This window comes from Erwinia psidii (assembly GCF_003846135.1).
GTDB lineage: Bacteria > Pseudomonadota > Gammaproteobacteria > Enterobacterales > Enterobacteriaceae > Erwinia > Erwinia psidii.
In genome coordinates, this window is sequence record NZ_RHHM01000003.1 from 206,073 (window position 1) to 219,134 (window position 13,062).

Sequence of the window (13,062 nt, forward strand, 5' to 3'; positions counted from 1 at the left end):
ATATGATATGCAATTTCGACCAACGTATCGACCGCCGTCACAGCGACAGTCTGAAATGGCAAAAATATGGCGACAGCGACATTTTGCCGTTATGGGTTGCTGATACCGATTTTCGTTCACCGGACTGCATTAACGATGCGCTGAAAAAGCGAATTGAACATGGTATTTTTGGCTATGGAAAACCCCCTGTTGAGCTGGCCGAAGTGGTGGTCAGCAGGATGGCTGAACGATATCAATGGCAGACAGAGCCAGAATGGTTGGTATTCCTTCCCGGCGTGGTCAGTGGGCTGAACATTGCCGTTCGTGCACTGACTGAAGCACACGAAGGAACGATTGCCCCAACCCCCATTTATCCTCCCTTTCGTTCAGCCGCCAGACTGGCTAACCGTAGCCAGCTGAACGCACAGATGCGGCTTAAAGAACAGCGCTGGGTGATCGATCTGAATGAACTGGAGCCGCAAATGACCGGCAATGAAAAACTGCTGATGCTGTGTAACCCACACAATCCAGGCGGCACGGTCTATCGTCGGGACGAACTGGAACAGCAGCTACGTTTTGCCCAACGCCACAACCTGATAGTTTGCTCTGATGAAATCCACTGCGATTTACTGCTGGAACCCGGCGTTCGACATATCCCGTTTGCCAGCCTCAGCGAAGATGCGCAACAACGCTCGGTAACGTTGCTGTCCCCCTCTAAAACGTTCAACATTGCCGGGCTGGGTGCGTCACTGGCGATTATCCCGGACAAAGGGTTACGCAGCAGATTCAATGCGGTCCGACAGGGGATTGTGCCGGCTGTGGATATTCTGGCATTAACCGCAGCAACGGCAGCATGGCAGGACGGCCAGCCGTGGCTGGATCAACAGCTGGCCTACCTGCGTAAAAACCGCGATTTTGTTACCCAAAAGGTTAATGCCATCAGCGGGCTGTCGGTTGTGGCACCAGAGGCTTCTTATCTGTCATGGATAGATGCCGGTCAGTTACAGGTTGCCAATCCGACGCTGTATTTTGAGCGCCACGGCCTGGGATTCTCACCGGGCGCTGATTTTGGTGACAATAATTTTGTACGTTTAAACTTCGGCTGTCAGACGGACCTGCTGAAGGAAGCCCTGAGAAGAATGGAAAACGCAGTCAGAAACCTGGCATATCAGCACAGGTCATAGTTCACTCTGCACAATCTCTTTCAGACTCCAGGGATGGAACTTGATGGTGACACGGCCATCTGAAAAGGCCACGGTCGGATTTGCCAGACGCTCACCCTCTCCTTTCGGCACACTGTGTTTGATGGAAATCCCCGGCCGTGCCAGGCCTTCACCGCTACAAAGTGCCAACGCCTTACTGACCAGTTGATCATCGGCACAGCGCAGCACAAGCTCCACATGTTCCCAACCTTCATGTCGATAACGCTTTTCACCCGGCCAGGGCAGCTCCACAACCGGTATCAGCCATGGTCCAACCGACAACGCCTGATGCAGTTCAACCAGTGCAACCGGACGACCATTGATTAGTTTTTCTGATAACAGCTCGCCATGGCGCAAAAAGCCTTTTTTCCATCGTTCTGCGGTTTCTTTCTGGAAACAACGAACCGCAATATGATCGGCGTCCAGTGCCAGCAGTTCGAGACCCAGCTTGTCAGCCAGGCTATATACAGACCGTATAAAGTCCGGTAAATCATTAGCCAGATCAGCTAACTCTTCAGCCACTCCACACTTAAACATTCCGTCACCGTCTTATTGCCAGGTATTTTATTTTTTAAAAATACCAGATTTAAAAAACAAGAGCACAAATCATTCAAAAAATGATTAACGCTCCTTGTTAATTAATAAAAGATAATATTCATTAATGTTTTTTTAAAAGGGACAAAAATTTACAGCTTTTTCTTAAAAAACAAGGCTTAACTTAATCCTTTAATTAATTTAAGATTAATTTTTACGAGAGACCTCAAATTATCCACGTTGTGTAAGGGGTAATCTGGTTTCTTATTAACCTGTTTTACTCCTCCCATAAGGAACAGCAACATGGCTATGTTGATCTTGATTGCGGCGCTTGCCGTTGTGGCAGGCTTTGCCCTGGTTCGTCACTGGCAAGCTCGCCGGCATAAAAAGACGCTGACAAGTCCCTACCGCCACACTCAACGTCGTCCTTAGTCTGCCCGGCGGGCAGCATCAGTGATATTGCTTCCCGCCAATTGCGATGCACCGTAACGCCACCTGGCTAACGGCATCAGAAATGCAGTATACTTTGCCCCTCAATTTTCATGACCTCAGCTTGCATCAGCACATTCTTCGGGCTAACGCTGGCCTGTGCTTACCGCAAGGCCAACACAGATTATAAAGGTAACCAGTTGAATATTCAGGCCATCCTCTCAGAAAAAGTCAGTCAGGCGATGATCGCGGCAGGCGCTCCTGCCGATTGTGAGCCACAGGTACGCCAGTCTGCCAAAGCACAGTTTGGCGATTATCAGGCAAATGGCATCATGACCGTGGCGAAAAAACTGGGAAAAGCCCCGCGACAGCTGGCTGAAGAGGTGCTCACTCACCTTGATTTGCAGGGCATTGTCAGCAAAATTGACATCGCCGGTCCGGGCTTTATTAACCTGTTCCTCGATCCGGTCTGGGTTGCTGCTCAGATTGACAGCGTTATTGACGCTCCCCGTCTGGGGGTAGCAGCAATCAAGCAACAAACCATCGTTGTCGACTACTCTGCCCCTAACGTTGCCAAAGAGATGCATGTGGGACATGTGCGTTCAACGATCATTGGTGATGCCGCCGTGCGAACGCTGGAGTTCCTGGGTCATAAGGTTATTCGCGCCAACCATGTTGGCGACTGGGGCACACAGTTCGGTATGCTGATTGCTTTTCTTGAGAAGCAACAGAACGAACATCATCAGGGTATCGCCCTGGCCGATCTGGAAGTCTTCTACCGGGAAGCCAAGCGTACTTACGATGAAGACCCGGTGTTTGCGGAACGTGCCCGTGGCTACGTGGTGAAATTGCAGGGTGGCGATGCATATTGTCGGGAGATGTGGAAAAAACTGGTCGACATCACCATGTCACAAAACCAGTTAATCTATCACCGCATGAACGTTACTCTCACCCGTAACGACGTAATGGGCGAGAGTCTCTACAACGACATGTTGCCGACTATCGTGGCCGATCTGAAAGTCAAAGGGATGGCGGTGGAAAGTGAAGGTGCCACCGTGGTTTTCCTTGATGAGTATAAAAACAAAGAAGGTGAACCGATGGGGGTCATTATCCAGAAGAAGGATGGCGGCTACCTTTACACCACCACCGATATTGCCTGCGCAAAATACCGCTATGAAACGTTGCATGCCGATCGGGTGCTTTACTATATCGACTCACGTCAGCATCAGCACCTGCAACAGGCGTGGACTATCGTACGCAAGGCCGGGTACGTACCGGAATCAGTCCCCCTGGAGCACCATGCATTCGGCATGATGCTGGGAAAAGATGGTAAACCGTTTAAAACCCGCTCCGGTGGCACGATCAAACTGTCCGATCTGCTGGATGAGGCGGTGGAGCGCGCAACCCGGCTGGTCAGTGAAAAGAATCCCGATATGCCTGCTGATGAACTGAAAAAGCTGGCAAATATCGTGGGTATTGGCGCGGTGAAATATGCCGATCTGTCGAAAAGCCGCACTACCGATTATATCTTCGACTGGGATAACATGCTGGCTTTTGAGGGAAATACCGCCCCTTATATGCAATATGCCTACACGCGGGTACTGTCAGTATTCCGCAAAGCAGGTATTGATGAGTCAGCGCTGAGCGCTAAAACAGTCCTCGGTGAAGAACGTGAAGCAGCGCTTGCGGTACGCCTGTTGCAGTTTGAAGAAACCATCACTCAGGTAGCCCGTGACGGCACGCCGCATGTCATGTGTGCCTATCTGTACGATCTGGCAGGCCTGTTTTCTGGTTTTTATGAGCACTGCCCTATTCTGGCGGCGAAGGATGACAGCACGCGTCAGAGCCGTCTCAGACTGGCATTGCTAACGGCGAAAACACTCAGGCAAGGGCTGGAAACCTTAGGTATTGAAACCGTCGAAAGAATGTAACTGACAGACACTGGCTGCATGAACCTGAATGCAGCCAACCACTGCAACACTTCTCATCGCACTCAGCGGTAATTCACCATCACTTCATTACTCAGCACCCGAAGCGTCTGCGGCAGTTTGCCTTTCCCCTGAACGCCATAAACAAAATGCAGGCTTTCCGCCGCACTGACATTGGTCAGTCCACGGGTGCTACCGCTGGCCCCTTCAAGCACGACACAGCGCGTCTGCGCACAAAGATGCACCACAAGCCCTGACGGAGGCGGTGCGTTCAGCCTGTAACGCCAGGCGATTTGGGTTATCGCCCCGGAGACTTTTTCAGGAGCGCTCAACGCCGGAGAAAACATCTGCTGCCCACGGATCTGTAGCCCAGGTCCGTTACTGCTGGCCTGCCAGCCGCCGCCAGCCAGTGCCATGCCAGACTGACAAAGTAACAACAGCCACAGTAGCCTGGCCATCAGTTTCCACCAATGGTTGAGGTCATACGGATCTGGCGATTATCGGTCAGTTCCAGGTTCGAAATCACCATCAGCTGAGGCAGATTACGACGCAGGAAACGCGCCAGCAACGCTCGCAAAGGGTGGTTAACCAGAAGCACCGGCGGCGCACCCAGCGACTCCTGGTGGGTCAGTGCACCCTGCGCCTGCGCCAGAAGACGATCCGCAAGGCCAGGTTCCAGTCCTCCGCCTCCCTGCAACGCCTGAAGCAGCAAACGCTCAAGCGTCGTATCCAGACCGATAACCTGTGCCTCACCGTTACCGGGAAACCACTGTTGGGTGATTGCCCGGCCAAGCGCCACGCGAACCACCGCCGTCAGTTCCTGCGGATCGCTCTGCACCGGAGCATGTTCGGCCAGCGTCTCAATAATGGTGCGCATATCACGAATCGACACCCTTTCCGCCAGCAGATTTTGCAGCACTTTATGCAGGGTGGTGAGTGTGATAACGCCAGGGATCAGGTCTTCGGTCAGTTTTGGCATTTCCTGGGTCACACGATCCAGCAACTGCTGTGCTTCCTGTCGGCCAAACAGCTCACTGGCATACTGCCCTATCAGGTGGTTGAGGTGTGTGGCCACCACGGTACTGGCTTCCACCACCGTAAAGCCCTGAATCTGCGCCTGCTCTTTCAGGGCGCTGTCAATCCAGATCGCGGCAAGACCAAAGGCGGGATCGACCGTCGGTTCCCCCGGCAGCGTTCCGGCGGCAGTCCCCGGATTAATCGCCATCCAGCGCCCCGGATAGGCATCACCACTGCCGATTTCAACACCTTTCATCAGAATGCGATAGCGGGCTGGCGGCAACTCCATATTGTCGCGGATATGCACCACCGGCGGCAGAAATCCCATCTCCTGAGCAAATTTTTTGCGGATACTGCGGATACGCCCCAGTAATTCACCATCCTGCAAATGATCCACCATCGGGATCAGTCGGTAACCCACTTCCATGCCGAGCGAATCTTCCAGCTGCACGTCGGTCCAGGACGCCTCAACGTTGGCCGGCGTTTCAACCGTTTTAACCATTCCGCCCTGCGGTTCCACCTTCGGCTTGTTTTGTTTGCCACGCAGATACCATGCCAGCCCAAGCAGAGCAGCGGTAAACAGCAGAAACACAAAGTTTGGCATGCCCGGTACCAGCCCCAGCAACCCCAACACGCCAGCACTGAGCATCATTACCCGTGGATTGGTGAACAGCTGGGTAACCATCTGCTCACCCACATCCTGCTCGGTGCTGACACGGGTCACAATCACACCGGCGGCCGTAGAGATCACCAGCGCTGGGATCTGCGCCACCAGCCCGTCACCGATAGTCAGCAGGGTGTAGCTTTCCGCCGCATGACCAACGTCCATACCGTGCTGGATAACGCCCACCAACAGACCGCCGATGACGTTGATCACCATAATCATAATCCCGGCGATGGCGTCGCCGCGCACGAACTTACTGGCACCGTCCATCGAACCATAGAAGTCCGCTTCCTGGGTCACTTCCGATCGGCGCTTTTTCGCCTGTTCTTCTCCGATCAATCCGGCGTTGAGGTCAGCGTCAATCGCCATCTGTTTACCTGGCATACCGTCCAGCACAAAACGCGCGCCCACTTCAGCGATACGTCCGGCACCTTTGGTGATAACCATAAAGTTGATAATAACCAGGATGATAAATACCACGATACCGATGGCGAAGTTGCCCCCCACCAGAAAGTGGCCAAACGCTTCAACCACATGTCCGGCTGCACCTGCCCCGGTATGGCCTTCCATCAGGATAATACGGGTAGAAGCCACGTTCAGCGCCAGACGCAGCAGCGTGGAAAACAGCAGGATGGTCGGGAATGCGGCAAATTCCAGCGTGCGCTGGGTAAACATTGCTACCAACAGCACCATGATCGATAGCGCGATGTTAAAGGTGAACAACAGGTCGAGAATAAACGATGGCAGCGGCAGTACCATCATCGACAGGATCATCAGGATCAGCACAGGGCCGGCCATTACCTGCCACTGGGTGTCTTTAAGATTCGGTAACCGTAATAACGCGGACAGAGAAGCCATTACTCTTTTTCTCCAGGGTCAAAATCAAGTGCTTCCGGCACCGGTAAATTGTTTGGTTTCTTCGGCGCCACGCCCCCCTGGATCTTCCAGCGACGGAGTTGCCAGACCCAGGCTAACACTTCGGCCACGGCCGCGTAGAGCGTGCCAGGAATATGCTGGCCAATTTCACTGTGTCGGTAGAGCGCACGCGCCAGCGATGGCGCTTCAAGAACCGGTATACGGTGCTCTTTACCCAGTTCGCGGATACGCAGGGCAATATCTCCCGCGCCTTTTGCCACTACTTTCGGCGCGCTCATTTTGCGCTCGTCATATTGTAGCGCCACAGAGAAGTGGGTCGGGTTGGTCACAATCACATCCGCTTTGGGCACATCCGCCATCATGCGGCGGCGGGCAGCCGCACGCATCTGCTGACGAATTCGTCCCTTAACATGAGGGTCGCCTTCCTGCTGTTTGTATTCATCACGAATATCCTGGCGGGTCATACGTAACCCTTTAAAATAGCTGTAGAGCTGCCAGAAAACATCAAATCCCACCATTGGGGCTAAGCCCAGCACCACCAGAATGCAGCACAGCGCAATCATATTCAGCGAGCTGGCTAACGCCGTGTAAGGTGATTCACTGATCAATCTCAGCATCGCGGGCCAGTGATGTCGGATATAAATCCAGGTAACTACCCCAACCAGCAACGCTTTCAGCACCGACTTGAGCAACTCTGCTGCCGTCTGGCTGGACACCAGGCGTCCCAGCCCTTTAAGCGGATTCATCTTACCGAAGTCCACTTTTATCGCTTTACCGTTGATCATCACCCCGCCAAGCAGCATCGGCGCGGCAATGGCAACCAGCACCAGCCCCGCCATCATCGGCAGCAGCGCAAACACGGCCTGCAACAGCAACGCACTCATCTGGCGAAACATCTGACTGGTGTCACTGACCACCGAATGATTGAAATTAAGCCCCTGTGCCAGTAGCAGACCAATCTTCTGCGCCATCGAGCCACCGCCAACCCAGAGAATACTCAGCCCGGTGACCAACATCAGCACCGAAGTCAGTTCGCGCGAACGCGGAATTTGTCCCTCTTCACGCGCTTTTTCAAGTCGGTGGGCCGTTGCGGCTTCGGTCTTTTCCTCTTCGCTGTCACCGGACACGGGCTGCTTACCTTCACAACAGAAATTTTGCCCAGCATGCCAGAATGGCACAGGAATGATGCCGCGAGTAAACGCGTAAAAAAGGGGTTATTTCGCTGATAAACTGAGAATGGTCAGCGCACCCGGAGACAGATGCTGTAAACCGGGTGCGCTGTTGGCTGACTGAGCGCCCGGCTGGCGGGCGCTGAGGTGATCCATGGACAGGATAAACACCGTCCGATCGGTATTAAAACCCAAGACTGTCCAGCAGGTCATCAACCTGATCCTGGTTTGCCACCACGCCAGGAGCTGTACCATTGATCTGTGGACCATTGAGCAGACTGTTGGCGTCTTTTTTCGGCCTGTCGGGCTGATCCGGGATGTTCTCCAGCAGCACCATAAGCAGCTGGCGCTCAATTTCCTGGATGACATCCATCATACGTTTGATCACCTGCCCCGTCAGATCCTGGAAATCCTGTGCCATCATGATTTCCATTAATTGAGCGTTGGTGAAACCGGTATGCTCCGGCACAGATTCCAGATAACCACGGGTATCCGAAACCAGCGAGCGGGCATCTGCCAGTTCAATAGGATTTTCGAACCACTCATCCCAGCGTCCTTTCAGTGCTTTCGCGCCATTTTCCATCAGTGTCTGGCGTGGCTGTGAAGCTTCCACACAGTTCAGCGCACGCTCCGCCGCCTGCGCCGTCATTTGTACTACGTAATCCAGACGATCGCGTGCATCAGGAATGGCTTCAGCCGCTTCGGCAATCGCCTGATCCAGTCCCAGCTCACGCAGGCTGTCACGCAGCATACGCGTCAGTGAACCGATTCGGGAGATAATGTCCTGCGCCGAGGCAGCATCAACACTTGGTTTCGGAATATCGCTCATCTCGGCTCCTTACATACCCAGCTTTTCGAAGATTTTACCTAACTTCTCTTCAAGCGTGGCAGCCGTAAAGGGTTTAACAACGTAGCCGCTGGCACCCGCCTGAGCAGCCGCAATAATGTTTTCTTTCTTGGCTTCCGCCGTCACCATCAGCACCGGCAGCTTGCCTAATGTGGCATCAGCACGGATAGTTTGCAGCAGTTGCAAGCCATCCATGTTTGGCATATTCCAGTCGGAGATAACGAAGTCAAATCCACCGGCACGCAATTTAGCCAGAGCATCAACCCCATCCTCTGCTTCTTCAACATTGTTGAAGCCAAGCTCTTTTAGCAGGTTACGGACGATGCGGCGCATAGTGTTGAAATCGTCGACCACCAGAAACCGCATATTTTTATCAGCCATAGTTACTCCTGTTTTGTGTAGCCCCGCAGGACGGGCGCTGCGTTATACGTTAAATTCGTAATGCCTGTCCGGCGCTAATTTTCGCCAGCATATGCTGGCTGACCTGATGTAAATCCACCACTTCACTGGCACCCCCAAGTGCGATGGCCTCGCGGGGCATGCCAAATACCACACAGCTCGCCTCATTCTGCGCGATGGTCCAGGCACCCGCCTGATTCATCGCCAGCAAACCGGCTGCACCATCGTTGCCCATCCCGGTGAGGATCACCCCCACCGCGTTGCGGCCCGCAAACTGTGCCACTGATTTAAACAACACATCTACCGACGGCCTGTGACGATTTACCGGCGGTCCCTCATTCAGTTTCACCTGGTAATTGGCGCCGCTGCGAGCCAGTTCCAGATGCATCGCACCAGGGGCGATATACGCATGGCCCGGCAAAATACGTTCTCCGTCTTCTGCTTCTTTTACCGTTATCTGACACAGCTTGTTCAGCCGCTCGGCAAAAGATCGGGTAAATCCTGGCGGCATATGCTGGGTGATAAGCAATGCCGGACTGGTTGCCGGAAGTGGCTGTAACACATGCCGGATAGCCTCTGTCCCGCCAGTTGATGCCCCAATGGCAATCAGCTTTTCACTGCTCAACAGCGGGCCGGCTTTCAACATCACAGGCGGTGGCATTGGGCCACGGGTGTACAGTTTGGCTTTTGCCGCTGCCCGCACCTTGTCAGCAATCATCTGGCTGTAGGCCAGCATTCCCTCGCGAATGCCCAGCGAAGGTTTGGTGACAAAATCTACCGCCCCCAGCTCCAGCGCCCTGAGCGTCACTTCGGAACCTTTACCGGTGAGGGAAGAAACCATCACCACCGGCATTGGCCGTAATCGCATCAGTTTTTCCAGAAAATCCAGTCCGTCCATACGCGGCATTTCAACATCCAGCGTCAGTACGTCCGGGTTAAATTCTTTAATCAGTTCCCTTGCCACCAGCGGATCGGGTGCGGAAGCAACCATCTCAAGGTCAGGATGGCTGTTGATGATTTCGGTCATTAACTGACGCATCAGTGCTGAATCATCAACACATAACACTCTGATTTTGCCCATTATCTTTCCTTAGTCAGTCCGTAGACCGTCTGGCCACGCAAATAAAATTCTTTACTGATCTGGCTGAAATTCTCGGAATGACCGGCAAACAGTATTCCACCCGGTTTCAACAGTGGAACAAACCTACGCAGAATTTTCTCTTGTGTCTCTTTATCGAAATAAATCATCACGTTGCGGCAAAAAATTGCATCGAATGGTCCCGGTGCCGCCCAGTCATTGGCCAACAGGTTTAGCTGGGCAAAAGTGACCGTATTAGCCAGTTCCGGCCGCACACGCACCATGCCAGCATGCGGTCCGGTGCCACGGAAAAAAAAGCGTTGCATCTGCTGCGCAGAAAGCGTGCGAAGCTCCTCCTGGCGATAGACGCCAGCCAGCGCCTTTTCCAGTACCTGGGTATCAATATCGCTGGCATACACCTGAAATTTTCCTGGCCCGCTGCCCAGGGTTTCCGCCAGCGTCATCGCCAGCGAGTAGGGTTCTTCTCCGGTTGACGCCGCCGCACACCACACGTTAAAACTGCCGCCGCGCTTTTTGGCGTGTTCAGCCAGAATCGGAAAGTGATGCGCCTCGCGGAAAAACGCCGTCAGGTTGGTGGTCAGCGAATTAATAAACGCCTGCCATTCAGGGCTGTTAATGTCATTTTCCAACAGGGCCAGATAACGACCAAAATCGTCGATGCCCAACATTCGCAGTCTGCGTACCAGACGGTTATAAACCATCTCGCGCTTGTGATCGGCCAGCACAATGCCCGCACGCTGATAAATCAGTTGACTGATACGTTTAAAATGCGCATCAGATAGCGGCAGGCGCTGTACCATCTGGGACAGCAGCGTTTGGTTTTCCTGCGGTGCTAACAACGTCGATTTTTTCATGTATTGCCATCCAGCAAAGTGCAGATTAAGAGGTTAAAACCAGGCTATTTTCCCTGAATGCGTTAAGGGCAAGCTGGTCACTGGCACTCTCGTCGTGGGCGAGTGAAAACGTCTTCACCGCCTGCGTCAAATGGTCAGCCTGAGCCTCAAGGGCTTCAGTCGCGGCGGCGGCTTCTTCCACCAGCGAGGCATTTTGCTGTGTGACCTGATCCATCTGGCTGACCGCCAGTGCCACCTGTTCTATGCCACGGCGCTGTTCATCTGATGCCGACGCGATTTCACCCATAATGTCGTTGACCCGCGTTACGCTCTGAACAATCTCATCCATGGTTTCTCCGGCGGAAGCCACCAGCGTCGACCCCTGTTCCACCCGGCTGACTGACGCCTCAATCAGTCCTTTTATCTCTCTGGCGGCCTGAGCACTGCGCTGTGCCAGGCTGCGAACTTCTCCAGCCACCACCGCAAATCCTCTGCCCTGCTCACCGGCACGGGCCGCTTCCACCGCCGCATTCAATGCCAGAATATTCGTCTGGAAAGCGATGCCATCAATTACCCCGGTAATGTCGCCAATCTTTTTCGAGCTGGCGGCAATCTCATTCATGGTGGTGACCACCTGACCGGTGAGCGTTCCCCCCTTGTTGGCGGTGTTGGAAGCCTCTTTTGCCAACTGAGAAGCCTGACGGGCATTATCAGCATTGCCGCTCACCGTGGCCGTCAGCTGTTCCATGCTGGCGGCAGTTTGCGCCAGTGAAGCCGCCTGCTGTTCTGTTCTGGCCGAAAGGTCATTGTTCCCGGAGGTCATTTCACGGATCCCGGTGTACATTTGCTGGCTGCCATCACGAACGCTGCTCACCATGGTGGCCAGCGCGGTCTGCATAATGTGCAGACTGGCAAACAGCTGGCTCAGTTCATTGCGACCGGTGGCCGCAATGTGACCCGCCAGATTTCCCGCCGCGATGCGTTCAAAATGACCTCGCATCAGCGCCAGTGGCGCAATCACCGCCTTTTTAACCCAGATAATGCCTGCCAGCGTTACCAGCAACGACGTCACCACCGCCACAGCAAAAATTACTTTCGACTGAGTATAGAAGCCTTTTCCCGCCTGACTGGCGTGTTCGCGCAACTTGTCGATATGCACCATCCACAGGTTGTACTGCGCCTCAAATTTGTCCTGCTTACCCTGGGTGGGGGAATCAAGAAAATTCTGCAACTGGCCGTTTTGCAGGAAAGTAACCAGCTGGGCCAGTTCCTGTGAAAAATTACTGTATTCGACGCTAATGGTTTGCTTTAGCTGCTGTCCTTCCGGTGATAACGTCCCGATAGCATCAAATGTCCTGTAGGCTTTATCGGCAGCATTCAGATCTTCCTGAGCTTTTGTCATTAAACTTATTATCTGCTCACGCGGTTTACCCAGTGCAGCACGGGTTCCGGCGCGGCTCAGGGTGAGACGGGCGCTTAACAGTGCCGCCCAGGTCTGTCCCAGTGATTCACGCTGATTACTGCTGACTTCCACAGCGTGCAGATTGTGCGAATCCATACGGAAAGAATTAAAGGAAAGACCACTACTGAGAATTTGCATTACGCAAAACAGCCCAATAAAAAACAGAATAGTGGTGGCGATACGTATCCGGCTGAACATGAAAATCTCCTGCATAATCGTACTGAATGGCTGAATAATAAGTTAAAAGGTTTACCCGTTATTATCAGGAATCAGGCCAGCCAGCGTCTTACGCGCGACCACCACGGGTAATCACAGGAGATTTTCTTCAGGTCTCCTGCTATTAACGGCCTGGATGACATTTTCTTTACCAATAAACGACATACTCACTAGCAATAACCCACGGCGGCCCGGTTTTACAGCGCGTCAGTCGCTAACGTCTTCCACTGCCACAAACGTTATGCCGGCGCAGCCATTGCGTTAACACCGTCAACGACCGGGGACTGTCTTAACCCACCACTTTCGATGCACTGCTGATGCAATCCTTACCTCCAGCGAAGTGTTAGTTGCATCAGGACTGCACGCAACTGGGTCAGCGAAGACCATCCCCTGCTGTAAGGTTCGCAA

The 13,062-nt window shown here is 53.4% G+C and carries 13 protein-coding genes; 3 read left to right on the plus strand and 10 right to left on the minus strand.

Annotated features, from left to right (window positions below):
* Positions 1–2 precede the first annotated feature (2 nt).
* Entirely contained in the window at positions 3–1,163 is a 1,161-nt protein-coding gene (locus EB241_RS05555; RefSeq protein ID WP_124232219.1) for a MalY/PatB family protein, read from the plus strand.
* Here EB241_RS05555 and EB241_RS05560 read toward each other — a convergent pair.
* A complete protein-coding gene (locus EB241_RS05560) occupies positions 1,158–1,718 on the minus strand; it encodes a VOC family protein (protein ID WP_124232220.1) in 561 nt (186 codons plus the stop codon). The two genes, EB241_RS05555 and EB241_RS05560, sit on opposite strands and share 6 nt — an antisense overlap.
* A 300-nt stretch (positions 1,719–2,018) precedes the next feature.
* On the opposite strand from EB241_RS05560, the gene EB241_RS21750 reads away from it, so the two are divergent.
* Entirely contained in the window at positions 2,019–2,147 is a 129-nt protein-coding gene (locus tag EB241_RS21750) for a hypothetical protein (protein ID WP_267431724.1), read from the plus strand.
* A 197-nt stretch (positions 2,148–2,344) separates the two neighbouring features.
* On the plus strand, positions 2,345–4,075 hold the full coding sequence (gene argS, locus EB241_RS05565; RefSeq protein ID WP_124232332.1) for an arginine--tRNA ligase: 1,731 nt from the start codon (positions 2,345–2,347) through the stop codon (positions 4,073–4,075).
* 62 nt (positions 4,076–4,137) lie between these two features.
* Here the strand turns inward: argS and flhE are convergent, their stop codons facing one another.
* The 9 genes from flhE to EB241_RS05605 all read right to left on the minus strand — a co-directional run bounded on the left by flhE (position 4,138) and on the right by EB241_RS05605 (position 12,636).
* Positions 4,138–4,530, minus strand: a complete 393-nt coding sequence (gene flhE / locus EB241_RS05570) for a flagellar protein FlhE (protein ID WP_124232221.1) — start codon at positions 4,528–4,530, stop codon at positions 4,138–4,140.
* Positions 4,530–6,611 carry a flagellar biosynthesis protein FlhA gene (gene flhA, locus EB241_RS05575; RefSeq protein WP_124232222.1) on the minus strand — a complete coding sequence of 694 codons (2,082 nt, stop codon included), beginning with the start codon at positions 6,609–6,611 and terminating at the stop codon, positions 4,530–4,532. The genes flhE and flhA overlap by 1 nt, the downstream gene beginning before the upstream one ends.
* Positions 6,611–7,756, minus strand: coding sequence for a flagellar biosynthesis protein FlhB (gene flhB / locus EB241_RS05580; RefSeq protein WP_124232223.1), 1,146 nt, complete (start codon positions 7,754–7,756; stop codon positions 6,611–6,613). The genes flhA and flhB overlap by 1 nt, the downstream gene beginning before the upstream one ends.
* A gap of 87 nt (positions 7,757–7,843) precedes the next feature.
* Positions 7,844–8,011 (minus strand): hypothetical protein, encoded by a 168-nt coding sequence (locus tag EB241_RS20845; RefSeq protein WP_158612382.1) that lies wholly within the window; start codon positions 8,009–8,011, stop codon positions 7,844–7,846.
* A complete protein-coding gene (gene cheZ, locus EB241_RS05585) occupies positions 7,983–8,627 on the minus strand; it encodes a protein phosphatase CheZ (RefSeq protein ID WP_124232224.1) in 645 nt (214 codons plus the stop codon). Before cheZ ends, EB241_RS20845 begins: the two co-directional genes overlap by 29 nt.
* Before the next feature lie 9 nt (positions 8,628–8,636).
* Positions 8,637–9,026 carry a chemotaxis response regulator CheY gene (cheY, locus tag EB241_RS05590; RefSeq protein WP_124232225.1) on the minus strand — a complete coding sequence of 130 codons (390 nt, stop codon included), beginning with the start codon at positions 9,024–9,026 and terminating at the stop codon, positions 8,637–8,639.
* A 49-nt stretch (positions 9,027–9,075) separates the two neighbouring features.
* Positions 9,076–10,125 (minus strand): protein-glutamate methylesterase/protein-glutamine glutaminase, encoded by a 1,050-nt coding sequence (locus tag EB241_RS05595; protein WP_124232226.1) that lies wholly within the window; start codon positions 10,123–10,125, stop codon positions 9,076–9,078.
* Positions 10,125–10,997, minus strand: coding sequence for a protein-glutamate O-methyltransferase CheR (gene cheR / locus EB241_RS05600; protein ID WP_124232227.1), 873 nt, complete (start codon positions 10,995–10,997; stop codon positions 10,125–10,127). Before cheR ends, EB241_RS05595 begins: the two co-directional genes overlap by 1 nt.
* A 25-nt stretch (positions 10,998–11,022) precedes the next feature.
* Positions 11,023–12,636, minus strand: a complete 1,614-nt coding sequence (locus EB241_RS05605) for a methyl-accepting chemotaxis protein (protein WP_124232228.1) — start codon at positions 12,634–12,636, stop codon at positions 11,023–11,025.
* Between the last annotated feature and the right edge of the window lie 426 nt (positions 12,637–13,062).